Source organism: Aeromicrobium sp. (assembly GCF_037719875.1).
Lineage (GTDB): Bacteria > Actinomycetota > Actinomycetes > Propionibacteriales > Nocardioidaceae > Aeromicrobium.
Map to the genome: position 1 here is coordinate 21,142 of NZ_JBBJMJ010000001.1, position 17,843 is coordinate 38,984.

18 protein-coding genes are annotated in these 17,843 nt (G+C 67.7%); 13 read left to right on the forward strand and 5 right to left on the reverse strand.

Translation table 11 applies throughout. From position 1 onward, the window contains the following. The first annotated feature begins 24 nt into the window (after window positions 1–24). From WKF39_RS00110 to WKF39_RS00145, 8 genes are all read left to right on the forward strand, one after another. Window positions 25–1,764, forward strand: a complete 1,740-nt coding sequence (locus WKF39_RS00110; protein WP_340384707.1) for a glycerol-3-phosphate dehydrogenase/oxidase — start codon at window positions 25–27, stop codon at window positions 1,762–1,764. A gap of 145 nt (window positions 1,765–1,909) precedes the next feature. Beyond that, entirely contained in the window at window positions 1,910–3,007 is a 1,098-nt protein-coding gene (locus tag WKF39_RS00115) for a saccharopine dehydrogenase C-terminal domain-containing protein (protein WP_340384708.1), read from the forward strand. 1 nt (window position 3,008) lies between these two features. Beyond that, window positions 3,009–4,514 carry an aldehyde dehydrogenase family protein gene (locus WKF39_RS00120; protein WP_340384709.1) on the forward strand — a complete coding sequence of 502 codons (1,506 nt, stop codon included), beginning with the start codon at window positions 3,009–3,011 and terminating at the stop codon, window positions 4,512–4,514. Beyond that, window positions 4,511–5,734, forward strand: a complete 1,224-nt coding sequence (locus WKF39_RS00125) for a VOC family protein (protein ID WP_340384710.1) — start codon at window positions 4,511–4,513, stop codon at window positions 5,732–5,734. Before WKF39_RS00120 ends, WKF39_RS00125 begins: the two co-directional genes overlap by 4 nt. Window positions 5,735–5,885: 151 nt before the next feature. Further along, a complete protein-coding gene (locus tag WKF39_RS00130; RefSeq protein WP_340384712.1) occupies window positions 5,886–6,818 on the forward strand; it encodes a hypothetical protein in 933 nt (310 codons plus the stop codon). A 2-nt stretch (window positions 6,819–6,820) separates the two neighbouring features. Further along, the gene (locus tag WKF39_RS00135) at window positions 6,821–7,123 is read left to right on the forward strand and encodes a hypothetical protein (RefSeq protein WP_340384714.1); all 303 of its coding nucleotides are present in this window, start codon (window positions 6,821–6,823) and stop codon (window positions 7,121–7,123) included. Next, complete coding sequence (locus WKF39_RS00140) at window positions 7,120–7,479, forward strand: DsrE family protein (protein ID WP_340384716.1); 360 nt, start codon at window positions 7,120–7,122, stop codon at window positions 7,477–7,479. Before WKF39_RS00135 ends, WKF39_RS00140 begins: the two co-directional genes overlap by 4 nt. A 12-nt stretch (window positions 7,480–7,491) precedes the next feature. Continuing rightward, on the forward strand, window positions 7,492–8,625 hold the full coding sequence (locus tag WKF39_RS00145; RefSeq protein ID WP_340384718.1) for a radical SAM protein: 1,134 nt from the start codon (window positions 7,492–7,494) through the stop codon (window positions 8,623–8,625). A 19-nt stretch (window positions 8,626–8,644) separates the two neighbouring features. Here WKF39_RS00145 and WKF39_RS00150 read toward each other — a convergent pair whose 3' ends face one another. After that, window positions 8,645–9,301 (reverse strand): DUF429 domain-containing protein, encoded by a 657-nt coding sequence (locus tag WKF39_RS00150; RefSeq protein ID WP_340384720.1) that lies wholly within the window; start codon window positions 9,299–9,301, stop codon window positions 8,645–8,647. Between the two features lie 66 nt (window positions 9,302–9,367). Between WKF39_RS00150 and WKF39_RS00155 the strand changes: the two genes are divergently transcribed. The 3 genes from WKF39_RS00155 (at window position 9,368) to WKF39_RS00165 (ending at window position 11,385) form a co-directional block, all read left to right on the forward strand. Continuing rightward, entirely contained in the window at window positions 9,368–9,805 is a 438-nt protein-coding gene (locus WKF39_RS00155) for a VOC family protein (RefSeq protein WP_340384722.1), read from the forward strand. Window positions 9,806–9,887: 82 nt separating this feature from the next. Next, the gene (gene recO, locus WKF39_RS00160; protein WP_340384724.1) at window positions 9,888–10,616 is read left to right on the forward strand and encodes a DNA repair protein RecO; all 729 of its coding nucleotides are present in this window, start codon (window positions 9,888–9,890) and stop codon (window positions 10,614–10,616) included. 4 nt (window positions 10,617–10,620) lie between these two features. Then, window positions 10,621–11,385: an isoprenyl transferase gene (locus WKF39_RS00165; protein WP_340384726.1), complete on the forward strand. Its 765-nt coding sequence runs from the start codon at window positions 10,621–10,623 to the stop codon at window positions 11,383–11,385. 49 nt (window positions 11,386–11,434) lie between these two features. Here the strand turns inward: WKF39_RS00165 and WKF39_RS00170 are convergent, their stop codons facing one another. The 4 genes from WKF39_RS00170 to WKF39_RS00185 are packed head-to-tail and all read right to left on the reverse strand — an operon-like array spanning window position 11,435 to window position 15,409. Then, entirely contained in the window at window positions 11,435–12,436 is a 1,002-nt protein-coding gene (locus tag WKF39_RS00170; protein ID WP_340384729.1) for an agmatine deiminase family protein, read from the reverse strand. Next, window positions 12,433–13,395, reverse strand: a complete 963-nt coding sequence (locus tag WKF39_RS00175) for a nitrilase-related carbon-nitrogen hydrolase (RefSeq protein ID WP_340384731.1) — start codon at window positions 13,393–13,395, stop codon at window positions 12,433–12,435. Before WKF39_RS00175 ends, WKF39_RS00170 begins: the two co-directional genes overlap by 4 nt. Next, a complete protein-coding gene (locus tag WKF39_RS00180) occupies window positions 13,392–13,958 on the reverse strand; it encodes a TetR/AcrR family transcriptional regulator (protein WP_340384733.1) in 567 nt (188 codons plus the stop codon). Before WKF39_RS00180 ends, WKF39_RS00175 begins: the two co-directional genes overlap by 4 nt. After that, entirely contained in the window at window positions 13,955–15,409 is a 1,455-nt protein-coding gene (locus WKF39_RS00185) for a cytosine permease (RefSeq protein ID WP_340384735.1), read from the reverse strand. The genes WKF39_RS00180 and WKF39_RS00185 overlap by 4 nt, the downstream gene beginning before the upstream one ends. 109 nt (window positions 15,410–15,518) lie before the next feature. On the opposite strand from WKF39_RS00185, the gene WKF39_RS00190 reads away from it, so the two are divergent. Together WKF39_RS00190 and gltX are read left to right on the forward strand one after the other, a co-directional pair. Continuing rightward, the gene (locus WKF39_RS00190; protein ID WP_340384736.1) at window positions 15,519–16,298 is read left to right on the forward strand and encodes a fumarylacetoacetate hydrolase family protein; all 780 of its coding nucleotides are present in this window, start codon (window positions 15,519–15,521) and stop codon (window positions 16,296–16,298) included. Beyond that, the gene (gene gltX / locus WKF39_RS00195) at window positions 16,291–17,778 is read left to right on the forward strand and encodes a glutamate--tRNA ligase (protein WP_340384737.1); all 1,488 of its coding nucleotides are present in this window, start codon (window positions 16,291–16,293) and stop codon (window positions 17,776–17,778) included. The genes WKF39_RS00190 and gltX overlap by 8 nt, the downstream gene beginning before the upstream one ends. Window positions 17,779–17,843 lie beyond the last annotated feature (65 nt).

The window sequence follows — 17,843 nt, forward strand, 5'->3', positions numbered from 1 at the left end:
ATCCACGAGAGCCGAGGAATCACCATGAGGTCAGCTCCCCTGTCACCGCAGTCGCGCGAGGACGCACTCGAGGCAATGGCAGGCGAGACGCTCGACATCCTGGTGATTGGTGGTGGCGTCGTCGGGGGAGGTTCTGCCCTTGACGCCGCCACCCGTGGGTTGTCGGTCGGGCTGGTCGAGGCGCGGGACCTTGCGTCGGGAACCTCGAGCCGTTCGAGCAAGCTGATGCACGGGGGTCTGCGCTATCTGGAGATGCTGGACTTCCGGCTCGTGGCGGAGGCATTGAAGGAGCGTGGGCTCAGCCTGCAGCGGCTCGCACCTCATTTGGTCAGGGAGGTCCCGTTCCTCTATCCGCTGCAGCATCGGGGGTGGGAGCGCCTCTATGCCGGTGCAGGTGTCGGCCTCTATGACGCGATGAGCAGGGCGTCGGGATATGGGCATGGTGTGCCGCTGCACCGCCACCTGACCCGCCGAGGTGCGCGCCGCATCGCACCGTCACTGCGCAAGGACGCCCTCGTCGGCGCGCTGCAGTATTACGACGCCCAGGTCGACGACGCCCGGCACACGATGTTCCTGTCCCGGACCGCCGCGGCATACGGCGCACACGTCGCCACCCGAGCGAGGGTCACGTCGCTGGTCAAGGAGGGCGGTCGTGTGGTGGGCGCGGAGGTCCACGACCTGGAGTCGGGGCGCACGATCACGGTGCGCGCCCGCCAGGTCGTCAATGCGACGGGGGTGTGGACCGACGAGACGCAGGCCTTCGCAGGTGAGCGGGGTCAGTTCCATGTGCGGTCGAGCAAGGGTGTGCACCTGGTGGTGCCGCGTGATCGGATCCGCAGCGAGACCGGGCTGATCCTACGCACGGAAAAATCGGTGCTGTTCGTCATCCCGTGGGGTCGGCACTGGATCATCGGCACGACCGACACCGACTGGTCGTTGTCCAAGGACCACCCGGCCGCGAGCCGCAGCGACATCGACTATCTGCTCGACCATGTCAACAAGGTCCTGGTCGAACCGTTGACGCACGCCGACGTCGAGGGTGTCTTCGCTGGCCTGCGACCGCTGCTCCACGGCGAGGACGCGGCAACCAGCAAGCTGTCCCGCGAGCACGCCGTCGGCAACGCGGTGCCCGGACTGGTCGTGGTTGCGGGCGGGAAGTACACGACCTACCGGATCATGGCCAAGGACGTGATCGACCACGCCGTGAGCGGACTTGTCGGACAACTCGAACGAAGAGTGCCGCCGTGCGCCACCGAGCACGTCCCTCTCCTCGGCGCTGAGGGGTTCGACGCAATCTCCCACCAACGCCATCTGCTCGCGCGCAGCAGCGGCCTCCACGAGGAGCGGATCACGCACCTGCTCGGACGCTATGGATCGCTGATCGACGAGGTGCTCGCACTGGTCGCCGCCGACCCGGATCTCGGGCTGCCGCTCGACGGGGCGCCGGACTACCTCCGCGCCGAGGTGGTCTATGCGGCCTCGCACGAGGGCGCGCGCCACCTCGATGACGTCCTGACCCGTCGCACCCGCATCTCGTTCGAGCAGTTCGACCGCGGGACGGCGGCGGCTCCGATGGTTGCCGAACTGATGGGCCGGGTCCTCAGCTGGGACGACGCACAGCGTGCCAACGAGGTCGAGCACTACGTCAAACGGGTCGAGGCCGAGCGCGAGAGCCAGACCATGCCCGACGACGAGACCGCCGACGCTGCGCGCATGGGTGCGCCGGATGTCGTGCCGGTGTCCGTGCGGACCGGCGCGCGCTGAGCGGGCCACGATCGACACGAGTCGTCTACTGTACCGCCCGGTACAGTAAATGACCCTTCGGCGCGTTAGGATTGGGTCGACGCCGACCACCCCTCGGCGCATTGTCGTACTGCGGTGTGATCCACCGTGGTCGTGAGGAGGATTCGTGTCTCGCATCATCAATCAGGTCGCGGTGTTCGGACTCGGCAAGGTGGGCGAGCTCGTCGCCGTCATGCTCGGAGAGTCCGGTTTCAAGGTCGTCGGCTATGACGCCGCACCACGTGACGATCTCGATTTCGAGGTCAAGCCGCTCGACGTGCTGGACACCGCCGGACTGCGGGATTCGCTGCGCGGCGTCGACGCCGTGGTGTCGTGCCTGCCCTATCACCTCAACATCGCCGTGGCCGAGGCTGCGTATGACGCGGGCACGCACTACTTCGACCTGACCGAGGACGTCCCCACGACGAACCGGGTCATCGAGCTGGCCTCCCAGCCGAGCAGCTCGGGTGCAGCCGGCGCGGCATTCGCCCCGCAGTGCGGCCTGGCCCCGGGTCTCATCGGCATCATCGGCGCCTCGATCGCCAAGACCTTTGAGGAGATCCGGTCGATCGAGCTCAAGGTCGGTGCGCTGCCGCAGAACCCGACCGGCCTGCTGGGCTATGCCATCAACTGGTCGCCAGAGGGAGTCGTCAACGAGTACCTCAACGATTGTGAGGTCCTGCGATCGGGCAACCGGCAGATGGTGCCGGCGATGACCGAGAAGGAGCGGGTCTTCATTGGCGGCATTGAGCTCGAGGCGGCTCTGACCTCCGGCGGGCTCGGCACGATGTGTGAGACATACGAGGGGCAGGTCCACCGGCTCGACTACAAGACGCTGCGCTATCCGGGTCACTTCGACCAGATGCACTTCCTGTTCGACGAGCTCAACCTGCGCGAGCAGCGCGATCTGGTCGGCAAGATGCTGGTCGACTCCAAGCCACCGGTCAATGACGATGTCGTGTTCATCCACGCGGCCGTCGAGGGCCGCAAGGCCGGCCACCCGTTCCGCGAGAACCACGTGCGCGCCTACAAGCCGCTCAACATCTCCGGCCGGGTGTGGCGCGCGATCTCGTGGACTACGGCCGCCTCGGCGGTCAGCGTCGTCGAGCTCGTCGCCGACGGTGTGCTGCCCCACACCGGCTTCATCAAGCAGGAGGACATCACGTTGGAGCAGCTGTTCTCCACGCAGGCCGGCCGCCATTTCGCCGAGCAGGGAGAGGTCTGACATGACTGACATCGCCACCCGTACGCAGGACATCCTCGACCGGCTGGGAGCCGGCAACCCGTTCGTCGCGGACGGCGACCTGGTCTGCCGCTCGCCGATCGACGGCAGCGAGATCGGCAGGTTGCGCTCGCACACCGCCGATGACGTGACCGAGCTGATCGACCGCGCCCAGACCGCTTTCGAGCAGTGGTGCAGCGTGCCTGCGCCCGTGCGAGGGCAGTTCGTCCGCGAGCTCGGAGAGCTGCTGCGCGAGCACAAGGAAGATCTCGGCGCACTCGTCTCTATCGAGGCCGGCAAGATCGTGTCCGAGGGCCTGGGTGAGGTCCAGGAGATGATCGACATCTGCGACCTGGCCGTCGGGCTGTCGCGGCAGCTGCACGGACTGACGATCGCGACGGAGCGACCGGGTCACCGGATGATGGAGCAGTGGCATCCGCTGGGTGTCATCGGTGTCATCTCGGCGTTCAACTTCCCGGTTGCCGTGTGGTCGTGGAACGCTGCGCTGGCGTTCGTCTGCGGCGATGCTGTTGTGTGGAAGCCGTCGGAGAAGACCCTGCTCACGGCACTCGGCTGCCAGGCGCTGGCCGCCGAGGCCGGACGTCGTGCCGGGGTGCCCGAGGGGCTCTCGGCCGTCCTGATCGGCGACCGCACGATCGGTGAGGCGATGGTCGACGACCCCCGGGTGCCACTGGTCTCGGCCACGGGTTCGACCCGCATGGGCAAGGAGGTCGCTCCGCGGGTCGCGGCCCGCCTCGGGCGTACGCTCCTCGAGCTCGGCGGCAACAATGCCGCGATCGTCGCGCCGTCGGCCGATCTCGAGCTTGCGGTGCGCGGCATCGTGTTCTCCGCAGTCGGCACGGCAGGCCAGCGCTGCACCTCGTTGCGTCGCATCATCGTGCACGAGTCGATCAAGGATGATCTCGTTGCCGGGCTCAAGGCCGCCTACGAGACGCTCCCGATCGGCTCACCCCTGGAGTCCGAGACGCTCGTGGGGCCACTGGTCGACGAGTCCGCATTGGACGCGTTCGGTGCGGCGGTCGAGCAGGCCAAGACTGACGGTGGCGACCTCGTCACCGGCGGGACCCGGGCCGATGTCGACGGTGACGGGTTCTACGTGCATCCGGCCATCGTCGACATGCCCAAGCAGACCGAGATCGTCAAGGCGGAGACGTTCGCGCCGCTGCTCTACGTGCTGACCTACTCCGATTTCGACGAGGCGCTCGCGCTGCACAACGACGTCGCCCAGGGTCTGTCGTCGTCGATCTTCACCCTCGACGTGCGCGAGGCCGAGCTGTTCATGTCGGTTGTCGGCTCCGACTGTGGCATCGCCAACGTCAACATCGGGCCCTCGGGAGCCGAGATCGGTGGTGCATTCGGCGGCGAGAAGGAGACCGGCGGCGGCCGGGAGTCCGGTTCCGACGCATGGCGTGCCTACATGCGCCGGTCGACCAACACGGTCAACTACTCCACCGAGCTTCCGCTGGCGCAGGGCGTCGAGTTCGGATGAGCCACGAGTTCGTCAGCTCGACCGAGCTCCGCTCACGGTTCGCCCGGGACCTCTCGGAGCTGTATGGGTCGGAGGTGCCGGCCTACGCGCAGCTGGTCGAGGTCTCCGAGGCGGTCAACGCCGCCGTCCTCGCCCGATCGGGCGAGGACGCGGAGCGTCTCGGCTCGATCGTGCGGGTCACGTCCGAGCGGCACGGAGCCATTCGGGTCGGCACGCCCGATGAGCTCGCGCAGGTCGCGCGCATCTTCGGAGCGTGCGGCATGCAGCCGGTCGGGTTCTATGACCTTCGCGAAGCGACCCCGGCCATACCGGTGGTGTCGACGGCGTTCCGCCCCCTCGATCGGACGGACCTGGCGGACAACCCGTTCCGGGTGTTCACCTCGTTGCTGGTCGTGGACGACCGGCGGTTCTTCGACGCTCGGCTCGAGGCCGACCTGCGGGAATTCCTCGGGGCGCGGACCCTGTTTCCCGAGGAGCTGCTGGAGCTGGCCGACAAGGCCGAGGCCAACGCGGGCATGCCTGACGATGAGGCGGAACGGTTCCTCGAGCTGGCCACTGCGGCGTTCGCGCTCTCGCCCGAACCGGTCGATCGTGACTGGTATGACCGCCTCGAGGCGGTCTCGAGCGTCGCGGCAGACATCGGCGGGGTCGCCAGCACGCACATCAACCACCTGACGCCGCGGGTGCTGGACATCGACGACCTCTACGCGCGGATGACCGAGCGTGGCATCGAGATGATCGACCGTATCCAGGGGCCGCCACGGACCGACAAGCCCGAGATCTTGCTGCGGCAGACCTCGTTCCGTGCCCTCGCCGAGCCGCGTACGTTCCGCGACTCCGACGGCTCGCTGTCCAGCGGAGCCCTGCGAGTCCGATTCGGCGAGGTCGAGGCGAGGGGAGTCGCGCTGACCCCCAAGGGCCGCGAGCTCTATGACACCCACGGCATCGATGCGTTCCCGGGGACCGAGGCCGAGCTGGACGGGGCGGACCTGGCCTACTACACCCGCAACGCGGAGGGCAGTCTCCTGCCGATCGTCTACGAGGACTTCCTGCCCCGGTCGGCGGCGGGCATCTTTGCCTCCAACCTCACGAGCGACGGTTCCCTGGACGATTCGCAACAGGGGAGTGCGCGCGACGCTCGGTGGCTGCAGGGCGTGCTCGGGCGTGAGCTCCACGATCCCTACGTCCTCTATGACGCCGAACGCACCGCCGGCCGGTGAGCTGGCGTCCAGTTGCCCTGCGGGGCGGCTCGCCCGCTGTCGGCTGTGCGTAGTTTCGGATCGAATGTAATCTCGGTCACAGTCGACCGAAGCCGACCGTGGAGGGATCTCATCCGCGAACCGCTGGATCGATGTCCAGAGAGGCAGGCCTGTGAAGTCGTTGGGAGCGAAGCTTCGGTGGCTGGTCAGCCCGGCAGTCGATCAGGTGCCGATCGGGCATGCTCGTGCTGCTGCTTCTCTGCGGGTGCTGCTGGGTCTGCTGTGGCTGTACAACGTGTCCTGGAAGCGCGCTCCCGACTTCGGCCAAGAGGCCGGCAACGGGTTGTTCAAGTTCACCAGCTATGCGGTCAGTCACCCCGTTCTGCCGCCCTACAGCTGGGTCATCGAGAACGTCGTTCTTCCGCAGTTCGAGTTTTTTGGGTGGTTGGTACTGGCGGCCGAGACCGCCCTCGCGGTACTTCTGATGACTGGGACGTGGGTGCGCGCTGCCGCCGTTCTGGGAATCGCCCAGTCCATCGCCATTGCGCTCTCGGTTGCCTACGCGCCCGACGAGTGGCCGTGGTCGTACTGGTTGATGATTGGCGCACACGCTCTGATCCTGTTCAGTTCCGCCGGTCGGGTGCTGTCGGTGGAGGCCATCCGCGCCGGCTTGTCCGGGGGCGCGGCGCTCCTGCGGGCGACCGGTGCGCTGTCGCTGCTCGTAGGACTGATCGCGATCGTTGGCTCAGTCAGCGATCCGCTGGCAGCTCGTGGCGTCCTGGTCGGGTCCCAAGACCTGTCTGTGGGCCTGGGCGCATACAACGCCCTCGGAGGTGTGGTGCTGATCGTTGTCGGCGCTCTCTTGCTCGCCGCGCTCCGGGTCGGCGCTTCGGGGCCCCGGCTGGCTTTCAGCGCGGCCGGGTTGTCGCTGGTCGCAGCGGCATCGCTGTACGTCCAGCTCGGGTTCACTGACCCCGTGCTCGGCGGATCGGCCACCTCGGCGGCCTATCTGCTCTGCGTCGCCGTCGTGGCTACCGCGGCCGGCCGGCGGATGTCCACGGGCTCTGACGGCCTGCATGCTTCGGTGCCGGGGACCGCAGGTTGAGTATGGAGCTGATAGACGGCGGGGATCGAAGCTGCGGGGATCTGTTGCTGGTGCTGGCGGCACGCAGTCGTGCCCTCGGCCGGGGCACCATCCGCCTCCTGGCCAACGATCCGGCGGCGGCGATCGACCTGCCGGCCTGGTGCCACCTCACCGGCCACAGCTATCTCGGACGAGGCGTCAACGCGCAGGGCCGCCCCTACTTCGACGTGCGACTCTCGAACGTCGCTCGCACGACCGACCACACCCAACCGTGGCGTCTCGATCCCGAGCCGCCAAGAAGTCACCACCGAGAGGAACACGTATGAACGGGCTAGTCATCAACCTCACGCACTCGGTCGACGATGTCGACCGAACCAGTGTTGCCATCGTCGTCGCAGGCGCCTCTGTGGCTTCATCCCAGGCCACGACAGTCTTCTTGTCCTCTGAGGGGACACGTCTGGCAGCCAAGGGGGTTGCGGAGACTCTGCATGAGGATGGCTTCGCGCCGATGTCTGAGCTAGTTGGCAGCTACGTGGAGGCCGGAGGAACTTTCCTGGTCTGCAGCCCGTGTGCCAAGAAGCGAGGCATCGGCGAGGACGATCTCATCGAGGGCGCCACGATCGTCGGTGGGGCCACTTTGGTGGCATTGCTGGCCGACGGCGCCTCGTCGTTGTCCTTTTAGGGCAGACACGCCATGCCGGAGATCGCCGGGTCCCCGTCTGCCGATGCGACTGCAGTGCCGGTTGCCCTGGACTATGACGGGGGTGACATGGACTGCGGTAGCGGCCTGCTGCTCGCCATCACATCCCGCATGCGCCGCATCGAGGAGGGCGAGGTCCTCCTCCTGCACACCCGGGAGCGCTCGGTGCTCGCCGACCTGCCGGCGTGGGCACGACTGGCCGGCCATGACCTACTCGCGGTCGTCGACGACGCAGCCGGCAGTGGACCAGGGCCTTGGCGACTATGGATCTCTCGGGGCCAAGCTGGCGACAAGGGAACGAACCGATCCGCTGCTCCGTTGGTCGCGTACTCGTCTGGATCGCCCGCGCCGGTAGGGACCAGATTGTGGTTGTACTCCAATTTCCACTGCAACCTGGCCTGCACCTACTGTTGCGCGGCGTCCTCGCCACACGCAGATCCTCGACTGATGACCGTGGAGACCGCAGTGGTCGCTGCCGAGCAATTCGTCAGCCAGGGCGGACAGGAGCTGCTCATCACCGGCGGTGAACCCTTTTTGCATCCCCACCTCGATGAGATCGTCGAAGGAACGTCGGCGCAGGTGCCGGTGACCGTGTTGACCAACGCGATGGTGTTCGAACGAGGCCGACGCCGCGAGATCCTGGAGTCTTTCGACCGCAACCGGGTGACCTTGCAGATCAGCCTGGACTCCGCGGACCCGGGGCTGCATGACCGCCAGCGTGGCGCCGGATCACACAGCCGCGCCCTCGACGGGATCCGGTTGGCCAGGGAGCTGGGCTTCAGGGTTCGAGTGGCGACGACCTATCTGCCGCAAGACGCCGCAGCCGCCGGTGACCTGCACGGAGCGCTGGCTGCGCTCGGAATCGCTCCAGCGGACCGCCTGATCAGACCGGTAGCCCAGGAAGGCTACGCAGACGATGGCGTCGAGATCACGCTCGACTCGGTCGAGCCCGAGCCCACGCTGACAGCCGACGGCGCCTGGTGGCACCCGGTCGCCGTCACCAACCGGCATTTGCGGGTGGCCGATGCGCCCTTGCCATTGGGTCATGTCTTTGACGTGATCCGCGACGTCGTGGCCGTTCAGTCGGCCGGTGGATCCCAAGGACGTGCGGTCTTTCGCTGCACCTGACCAAGCCTGGGCAGCAGGCTCAGGTCCAGATCGCGGGTGACGCCGCCGAGCGTGGCTCGGGCGGCATGCGCTCGGCCAGCCCGTCGGCGAACCGTCGGGCAGTCCACGCCGTGGCGGCGGCATCGAGGACGTCATCGGCGGCGACCCCCGTCCGCGTGACGTCCTCGACGTCGAGCCCGTGGTCCCGAAGCAGCGCGTGCCTGCGGGCGGCCCCGGCGAGAGTGGTCTTGCCGTCGATCACAACGCCGCCGTTCATCGCCGCGAAGCACAGCTCCGGGTGTGACTCGATGACCGCCACTCCCGGATCTGTCGCCAACCAGTCGTGGACGTCCCGGATCTTGGGCATGAGATACCAGGTCTGCTTGCTCAGGCCCAGACCCAACGCGCCCCGGTTGGCGGCGTTTGCGGCGTGATAGTCGGGCGCCTCGAGCACGACCGACGCCGGGGCGTTGAAGACGGTCGAGGCGCGGCCGGGCAATGCGCGCCGCGCCAGGCGCTCGGCCTGGCGGGGCTGATCGGTCGGCAGCCCGATCGGGATGTCGACCGCGACCGCCTCCAACGGTCCGACGAGGCGGACCAGCTCACCGATGGTCGGTGCCACCAGTACCGTCGTCGCGGTGTCCCAGACGACGCCGACCCACCCGATCCTGCACCCGTCCACGCCCAGGACCGTCATGCACCGATCCTCGCACTCTCGGCTGCGGCGCTGGCAACTGTCGGTGGCGCGCGAGAAGGTGGAGCCATGACCAGAGAAGTGCAGATCACGTTCGACTGCGCCGACCCTCGGGGGCTGGGCGCGTTCTGGGCCGAGGTGCTCGGTTATCAGATGCAGCCGCCCCCGCAGGGATTCGACACCTGGGAGGCCGCGCTCGAGGCCTGGGGCGTCCCCCGCGACCAGTGGAACAGCCGCTGGGCCATCCTGCCGCCAGACGGCAACGGCCCGCGGGTCTTCTTCCAGCGGGTCCCCGAGGGCAAGTCGGCCAAGAATCGGGTCCACCTCGACGTACGTGTGGCGGTCGGCCAGTCCGGCGACGAGCGGATGGCGACATTCGAGGTCGAGGCGGCGAGGTTGGCAGAGCTCGGCGCGACCCGCGCCTATCGCGTCGAGCCGGATGGGAGGATGGAGCTCGGCTTCCTCAGCATGCTCGACCCCGAGGGCAACGAGTTCTGCCTCGACTGACCACGACCAACCTGGCCCCGAGCACCGCGCGGCCCGAGCGTGCCGAGGCGCATTCGTCACCCCCGCACGGCACAATGGGCGGGTGAGCCTCTACCGCGACGCCGGCATCGTGCTGCGCGTCCACAAGCTCGGCGAAGCCGATCGCATCATCACGCTGCTCACGCGCGACCGCGGCATCGTCCGGGCCGCGGCCAAGGGCATACGCAAGACCACCTCGCGCTTCGGTGGGCGGCTCGAGCCGTTCATGCACGTCGACCTCCAGCTGGCCGAGGGGCGGTCTCTGGACATCATCACCCAGGTCGAGACGATCAATGCGTTCGCCAAGGACCTCGGCAGCGACTACGCGGCCTACACCGCCGGCACCGCGATGCTCGAGACTGCCGAACGCCTCGTCCAGGAGGACGGCGAGCCAGCCGTACCCCAGCTCCAGCTGCTCGTCGGTGCCCTGCGTGCGCTGACCGAGGGACGGATGACACCGAGCCTGATCCTCGACTCCTATCAGCTCCGCGCCCTGTCGATCGCCGGATATGCCCCGACGTTCGACACCTGCGCCCGGTGCAGCACGCCAGGTCCGCACCGCAACTTCCACGCCGCATCCGGTGGCATGCTGTGCGACAACTGCCGCATGGCTGGCTCGGCCGCACCATCTCCCTTCACCGTGACGCTGCTCGCTGGTCTGTTGAGCGGCGACTGGACTTCCGTCGGAACCTCGGACGATCGGTCTCGCCGCGAGGCCAGCAGCATCGTCAGCGCCTACCTGTCATGGCACCTCGAGCGTGGGTTGCGCTCCCTGAGCCACGTGGACAGGTAGACCCGTGAAGCGCGACGCCCGAACGCCCGTTCCGCACGCCTCCGGTGCGAGGCCGCCCGCGATCCCGATCGATCAGGTTCCTGGTCACGTCGCCATCGTGATGGATGGCAACGGCCGTTGGGCCAAGCAGCGCGGGCTGCCGCGCACCGCCGGTCACGAGATGGGTGAGGCGGCCCTGTTCGACGTCGTCGAGGGCGGCATCGAGATCGGCGTCAAGGCGATCTCGGCCTACGCATTCTCAACCGAGAACTGGAAGCGCTCACCCGACGAGGTGCGCTTCCTGATGGGATTCAACCGTGACGTCATCCGCCGCCGCCGCGACCAGATGCATGAGCTCGGCGTGCGTGTGCGTTGGGCCGGCCGCCGGCCCCGGCTGTGGCGCAGCGTCATCAAGGAGCTCGAGGCCGCCGAGGAGCTGACCCAGGACAACGACGTCCTGACCCTCACGATGTGCGTCAACTACGGCGGACGTGCCGAGATCGCCGACGCCGCCGCTGCGCTGGCCCGCGATGTCGCCGCCGGACGGGTCAATCCCGACAAGGTCACCGAGCGTACGTTCGCCCGCTATCTCGACGAGCCCGACATGGCCGATGTCGACCTGTTCTGGCGCACGTCGGGGGAACAGCGCACGAGCAACTTCCTGCTCTGGCAGTCGGCCTATGCCGAGCTGGTGTTCTCCGACATCGCGTGGCCCGATGTCGACCGTCGTGCGCTCTGGGCAGCGATCGAGGAGTATGCCGCCCGCAACCGCCGATACGGCAGCGCCTGACCCCTGGATCGGGCCAAATCGGGCCAGGTCAGGCCAGATCGGGTGGCGGTCAGAGCGGACGGGGCTGTTGCTGCGTGATGCAGTGGATGCCGCCTCCGCGGGCGAAGATGGGCCGCGCCTCAACGCTCACGACCTTGCGACCCGGATAGGCCTCGGCGAGGATTGCGGCCGCTCGGGCGTCGTTCGCGTCCCCGAACGAGCAGGCGATGACGCCGCCGTTGACGACCAGGTGATTGACGTAGCTGTAGTCGACCCAGCCCTCGTCGTCCTTGAGGACCTCGGGTGCCGGCAGGTCGACGATGTCCCAGTCGGTCGGCAGTGCCCGGCGCACCTCGCGCATCACGTCGGCGTCGGGGTGCGACTCGTCCCGCTGGTCGTGCACGAGCAACAGGCCGGGGGAGGGGATCGCCGCGACGATGTCGACATGTCCGCGGGTGCCGAACCTCTCGCTGTCGCGGGCCAGCCCCTTCGGCAGCCAGATGACGCGGTCGACGCCCAGGGTACGGCGCAGCTCGGTCTCGACGTCTGCCTTCGTGAGAGACGGGTTGCGGCCGAGATCGAGCTGGACCGTCTCGGTGACGAGCACGGCGCCCTGCCCGTCGACCTGGATGCCGCCACCCTCGTTGACCAGGTCGGAGGAGATGATCTCGACGCCGGCATGTTCGAGCACGATCCGGCCGATCAGCGCATCCTTGTCCCATGTCGCCCAGTCCTGCTGGCCCCAGCCGTTGAAGACCCAGTCGACCCCGGCAACACCACCGCCTGGACCATGCACGAACGTCGGGCCGATGTCACGCATCCAGGCGTCGTCGAGGGGAGCAGGGACGATCTCGATGTCGGTGGACAGGTGCGTCCGCGCGATCGCGACATCGGCAGGATCGACGACCATCGTCACGGGCTCGAACTCCAGCACCGCATGAGCGACCGCTGCCCACGCCGATCGTGCTTCGTCGGCATCCTCGGCACTGTCGCCGAGCGTGTAGCCCGCGGGCGGGAATGCCATCCAGATCCGGTCTTGCGGAGCCGTCTCCGCCGGCATCCGCCACGTCATACGGCACCGTAGGGCCGCGTGTCGTCAACCGGTGCGGTCAGCGACGCATACGTGTCGGGGCGTCGGGTCGTGAGGAACGGGAAGAGGTCGAGCCAGTCCTTGCGCTGCTCGAGATCGAGGTCGGCGATGAGGACGGCCTCCTCATCGCGGGGGGCCTCGACGAGCACCCGACCGTACGGATCGGAGATGAAGGACGAACCGTAGAAGGTCAACGCCCCCTCGTCGCCGGTGCGATTGGGCACGATCATGAAGGTGCCGGCGGTGATCCCGTTGGCGACGATGACCTGTCGCCACAGCGGCTGGGTGTCGAAGGCGGGAAAGATCGGCTCCGAGCCGATCGCGGTCGGATAGACCAGTACCTCGGCGCCGGCCAGGGAGTATGCCCGTGCGACCTCGGGGAACCACTCGTCCCAGCACGTCGGCAGGCCCAGCCGGGCACCTCCGAGGGCCGTGACCTCGGTGACGGGGTAGGCGTCCTGGGCCGGTCCGGGCCGGAAGTAGGTGTCCTCGTAGTAGCCGGCGCTGACGGGGATGTGGGTCTTGCGGGTGCGGGCGAGGAGCTCGCCTTCGGGGGAGACCAGGATCGCGGTGTTGAGGCCGCGGCCGTCCGGCCCGTCCGCGCGCTCATAGAGCGAGGCATGGACGTGGACGCCGTGCTCGCGTGCCGCGCGAGCGGCGAGTGCGAAGGTCGGGCCATCGATGAGGTCCTCGGCACGGTCTCCGGGGGTCCCGGTCGCCCGCTCGTCGGCTGGGTACTTGCTCAGCGTGAGCTCGGGAAGGAACACGGCCTGCGCTCCGGCGTCCGCGGCCGACCCGATGGCCTCGTGCAGGATGCGGGTCAGCGCACCGGCATCCTCGCGCCAGTGGTGCTGGACGAGCCCGACCCGCACGGCCGGGCGGTCCCGGTCGATGCTGCGGGCGAGTGAATGGGGTGCGCCGGGGGCGGTGATGACCTTCATGTGCTCTTTCCTGTCGCTGTGATGAGGTGATGAATGGCGGTGCGGATAAGGGTGCGTGCGTGGTCGGTGGAGAGCTCCCCGCCGAGCCATCGGCCCGACACGCCCTCGATCAAGGCGGTCAGGATGGTGGCCAGGTGATCTGTGTCGCCGGATGCGCCGACGTCGTCGAGTGCGGCCCTGACCCGCGAGTTCCACGTGGCGGTCGTGTGCGCAAGGGGCTCGCGGAGCCCTGCCTCGAACACTGCGGTCGCCCGCAGCTCGTTCCACGCGATCGACCCGGTTCGGATGTCGTCGTCGTCCCGGATTTCTCCGAGCAACAATGCCTCGAGCCGATCGAGGGCGGTCTCGCCGGCCGCGCGTGCGAGCCGGTGATCTGCCGAGACGTCGTTGATGTGGTCGAGGGTCGCGGCGAGCAGGCCCTCGCGGTCGGTGAAGTGGTAGTAGAGCAGGCTGGTCGACACGTCGGCCTCGGCGGCGACGTCGTGCACACGCAGACCACGCACGCCCTGCCGGGCGATGCAGCGGGCAGCGGCCTGCAGGATCGCGTCCTGTCGTGGGGTCATGCGTCCACCTCATCACCTTCTGGCCAGATCCGGGATGCGACGAGGTAGCCGGTCGCGGCGATCAGCGCCGAACCGATCAGGCTGAGATCCACGCCCGAGGCGAGGTCGGCGAGCGGGCCGACGTACGCCGTGGTGTTGACCGACAAGATGCCGAATACCGAGGCGATCGCGAACGGCACGACGGCGCGGAAGTTGAGCCCGGCGGTGAACCAGTATCGACCCCCGCGCCGGCCCTGGTTGAACGCCTGCAGGTCGACCGGGTCGTAATGTCCCCTGCGGGTGACGAGGAAGGCCACGGCATTGATCGCGACCCATGGTCCAGCGACGCCGTTGAGGATCAGCGTCATGGCGGTGATCGCATCGACCGCATCGATGACGAACACACCGACGTAGAGCAAGGCGACCGCGCACGCCGAGGTGACCAGCGTGGTCTGCAGGCGGGACAGGCGGGGGATGAGTGCCTCCAGGTCGAGGCCGCTCGCGTAGATGTTGAGCACTCCTTGCCCGAGGCCGCCGGCGAGCGCGATCAGCACGATCGGCAGGACGTACCAGCTCGGGGCGGCGTTCACCAGGTCGCCGACGTACGAATCGCTCATCTCGGGAAATGCGAGGGTCGTGAAGATGCCGAACAGTGCGGTGGCGAGGAGGCCGAGGAAGACCCCGCCGCAGGCAGCAAGGACCACGGCGCGGTCGGAGTGTCGCCGGCTGGAGATCCTGCGGGTGTAGTCGCCCAGCGTCGGTGCGTAGGACAGCGGTCCGCCGATCGACACCGTGACCGCGAGGAACCAGGTCGGCCAGAATCCACCGAGCAGGTAGTCGCGGCCGCCGCGGGACAGGTCCATGTCGCCGGCGAATGCGAAGATGCCCAGCACGAGCAGGAACCCGACCACCGGCAGGACGAATCGCTGCAGGGCCACGACCGTGCCGTGGCCGTAGAGCGCGACGATCACGATCTCCATCGCGATCAGCCCATAGCCGAGCGCGAGCGCGAGGTCGCCGTCTGGCGTGCCGAGGAGCCGGTGCGAGGCCGCGACGAGTGCGTCGCCAGCGGTCCACACCGCGATCGCCGCGTAGGCGAGGGCGAATGCGAGGGTCAGTGCCGATCCGATGAGCCGGCCGCGGACGCCGAAATGGCCGCCGCTCGCGACGACGTTGTTGGTGCCTGTGCGCGGGCCGAGCAGCGAGAGGGGAGCGATCAGCACGGTGCCGATCAGCAGCCCGGTGAATGCCGAGGCGACCGCCTGCTGCCAGCTCAAGCCGAACGTGATGGGGAGCCAGCCGAACACGATGACCGAGAAGGCGAGGTTGCCTCCGAAGAAGACCGTGAAGACGTTGCGGGGTGTCGAGTGCCGCTCGTCGTCGGGGATGAACTCGACCCCGATCTGCTCGACCTGGCCGAAACCGTCACCCGCAGGGGCTGTCGTGGTGGGGTCGGTATCGGCAGGGGTCATGCCGTGACACTAATCCTGACTGAATATTCAGTCAAGAGCTGGAAGGCAAGAATTTCCCCGAAAGCCACCGGCACCGGGTGCTTGTCTCCCGGCCGATAGGCTGGGGTATATGCGCATTGCCAGATTCGCGGGTGAGGACGACCCCCGCTTCGGAGTCATCGGGGACGACAACGGTGTCCCCACCATTGCAGTGCTGAACGGGGATCCCCTCTATGCAGGACTCAACCTCAGCGGGCAGAAGATCCCACTTGCGGACGTACGCCTGCTGGCGCCGGTCATCCCACGCAGCAAGGTCGTGTGCGTCGGCAGGAACTACGCCAAGCATGCTGCCGAGCTGGGCGGCGAGGTGCCGGACGAGCCCTTGATCTTCCTCAAGCCCAACACCAGCGTGATCGGGCCGGGCGAGCCGATCTTCTACCCGGAGCAGAGCGAGGACGTGCACTACGAGGGCGAGCTGGCGGTCGTGATCGGGCGGATCTGCCGTGACATTTCGGCGGCCGACGCAGCCAAGGTCATCTTCGGCTACACGATCGGCAACGACGTGACTGCCCGCGACCTGCAGAACAAGGACGGTCAGTGGACCCGGGCCAAGGGCTTCGACACGTTCTGCCCGCTCGGCCCGTGGATCGAGACCGACTTCGATCCCTCCGATGTCGCGATCTCGACCCGCCTCGGTGACGATGTGAAGCAGGACGCGCGTACGTCTGACATGGTCTTCACGGTCCCTGCCATCGTCGAATATGTCTCGTCCTTCATGACGCTGCTGCCCGGTGACGTGATCCTGACCGGTACGCCCGACGGCGTCGGTCCGATGCAGGTCGGTGACGAGGTCAGCGTGACTATCGAGGGCATCGGCACCCTGACGAACAGCGTGGTCTCGCGTGACTGATCCAACCCGTCCCGTCGTCGCCCGCTTCTGCCCCTCGCCGACCGGCAATCCGCACGTGGGCATGGCCCGGACTGCGCTGTTCAGTTGGGCCTTCGCGCGTCACCATGGCGGAACGTTCGTCTTCCGCATCGAGGACACCGACACCTCACGTGACAACGAGGAGTCCTATCAGCTGCTGGTCGAGGTCATGCGTTGGCTCGGCCTCGACTGGGACGAGGGCCCCGAGGTCGGCGGCCCCAACGGCCCGTATCGGCAGTCCGAACGCATGCACATCTATGCCGACGTCGCCCAGCAGCTGCTCGACGCGGGTTTCGCCTACAAGGCATACGACAGCGCCGAGGAGCTCGAGGCACGTCGCAACGCCGCGCGCGCGGCCGGCAAGCCCAGCGGCTACGACGGCCTGCATCGCGACCTGACGCCCGAGCAGATCGAGGCCTACGAGGCCGAGGGTCGTCAGCCGGTCATCCGGTTCAAGATGCCCGAGCGGGTCTATACGTTCACCGATCTCGTCCGGGGCGAGATCACCTTTGACTCCGCCAACGTCCAGGACTATGTGCTCGTGCGTGCCAATGGTCAGCCGCTCTACACCCTGACCAACCCCACCGATGACGCCATGATGGGCATCACGCATGTGCTTCGCGGCGAGGACCTGCTGAGCTCGACGCCCCGGCAGATCGCGCTCTACGAGGCATTCGCGCAGATCGGCGTCGGCGGCGGTTTCACCCCGGAGTTCGGTCACCTGCCGTTCGTCATGGGGGAGGGCAACCGCAAGCTCTCCAAGCGCGACCCGGAGTCAAACCTGCTCGACTACAAGCCCAAGGGGTTCCTGCCCGAGGGCCTGCTCAACTACATGGCTCTGCTCGGCTGGTCGATTGCCGAGGACCGGGACATCTTCACGATCCCCGAGATGGTCGAGGCATTCGAGATCGGTCGGGTCAACCCCAGCCCGGCCCGGTTCGACATCAAGAAGTGTGAGGCGATCAACGGCTCGCACGTCCGCCTGCTGTCCACCGATGAGCTGCGCGACCGGCTGTTGCCCTACTTCCAGTCAGCCGGACTGATCGGCGAGGCGCCGAGCGACGGACAGCTCCGCATGCTCGGGGCCGCGACACCGCTGGTGCACGAGCGGATGACGCTGCTGACCGAAGCGGTCGACATGTTGCGCTTCCTGTTCATCGCCGACGACGACTTCTCGGTCGACGAGGCGGACCGGGCCAAGAATCTCGACGAAGCGGGTGTGGGCGTTGCTCGCGCCGCCCACGATGCCCTCGCGCGGGTCACGAGCTGGACGACCGAGGAGATCGAAGGAGCCCTCCGTGGAGCCCTGATCGAGGAGCTCGGCCTCAAGCCTCGACTGGCCTTTGGGCCCGTACGCGTTGCGGTCACAGGCAGTCGCATCTCACCGCCGCTGTTCGAGTCGCTGGAGCTGCTCGGACGCGACACGACACTGGCGCGCCTGGCATCCGCGATCACCCCGTGACGGACGGTCCCGGTTTGGGAGCCGGCGGGGAAGTCGGGTAATGTGTGACCTCGGCTCGGACCTCG

What these genes read in the sequence shown, in the direction of transcription:
- WKF39_RS00110 (WP_340384707.1), top strand. Translation starts at nt 25, where the DNA reads ATGAGGTCAGCTCCCCTGTCACCGCAGTCGCGCGAGGACGCACTCGAG.
- WKF39_RS00190 (WP_340384736.1), top strand. Translation starts at nt 15,519, where the DNA reads ATGCGCATTGCCAGATTCGCGGGTGAGGACGACCCCCGCTTCGGAGTC.
- WKF39_RS00180 (WP_340384733.1), bottom strand. Translation starts at nt 13,958, where the DNA reads ATGACCCCACGACAGGACGCGATCCTGCAGGCCGCTGCCCGCTGCATC.
- WKF39_RS00185 (WP_340384735.1), bottom strand. Translation starts at nt 15,409, where the DNA reads ATGACCCCTGCCGATACCGACCCCACCACGACAGCCCCTGCGGGTGAC.
- WKF39_RS00120 (WP_340384709.1), top strand. Translation starts at nt 3,009, where the DNA reads ATGACTGACATCGCCACCCGTACGCAGGACATCCTCGACCGGCTGGGA.
- WKF39_RS00155 (WP_340384722.1), top strand. Translation starts at nt 9,368, where the DNA reads ATGACCAGAGAAGTGCAGATCACGTTCGACTGCGCCGACCCTCGGGGG.
- WKF39_RS00145 (WP_340384718.1), top strand. Translation starts at nt 7,492, where the DNA reads ATGCCGGAGATCGCCGGGTCCCCGTCTGCCGATGCGACTGCAGTGCCG.
- WKF39_RS00170 (WP_340384729.1), bottom strand. Translation starts at nt 12,436, where the DNA reads ATGACGTGGCGGATGCCGGCGGAGACGGCTCCGCAAGACCGGATCTGG.
- WKF39_RS00150 (WP_340384720.1), bottom strand. Translation starts at nt 9,301, where the DNA reads ATGACGGTCCTGGGCGTGGACGGGTGCAGGATCGGGTGGGTCGGCGTC.
- WKF39_RS00175 (WP_340384731.1), bottom strand. Translation starts at nt 13,395, where the DNA reads ATGAAGGTCATCACCGCCCCCGGCGCACCCCATTCACTCGCCCGCAGC.
- WKF39_RS00135 (WP_340384714.1), top strand. Translation starts at nt 6,821, where the DNA reads ATGGAGCTGATAGACGGCGGGGATCGAAGCTGCGGGGATCTGTTGCTG.
- WKF39_RS00140 (WP_340384716.1), top strand. Translation starts at nt 7,120, where the DNA reads ATGAACGGGCTAGTCATCAACCTCACGCACTCGGTCGACGATGTCGAC.
- WKF39_RS00125 (WP_340384710.1), top strand. Translation starts at nt 4,511, where the DNA reads ATGAGCCACGAGTTCGTCAGCTCGACCGAGCTCCGCTCACGGTTCGCC.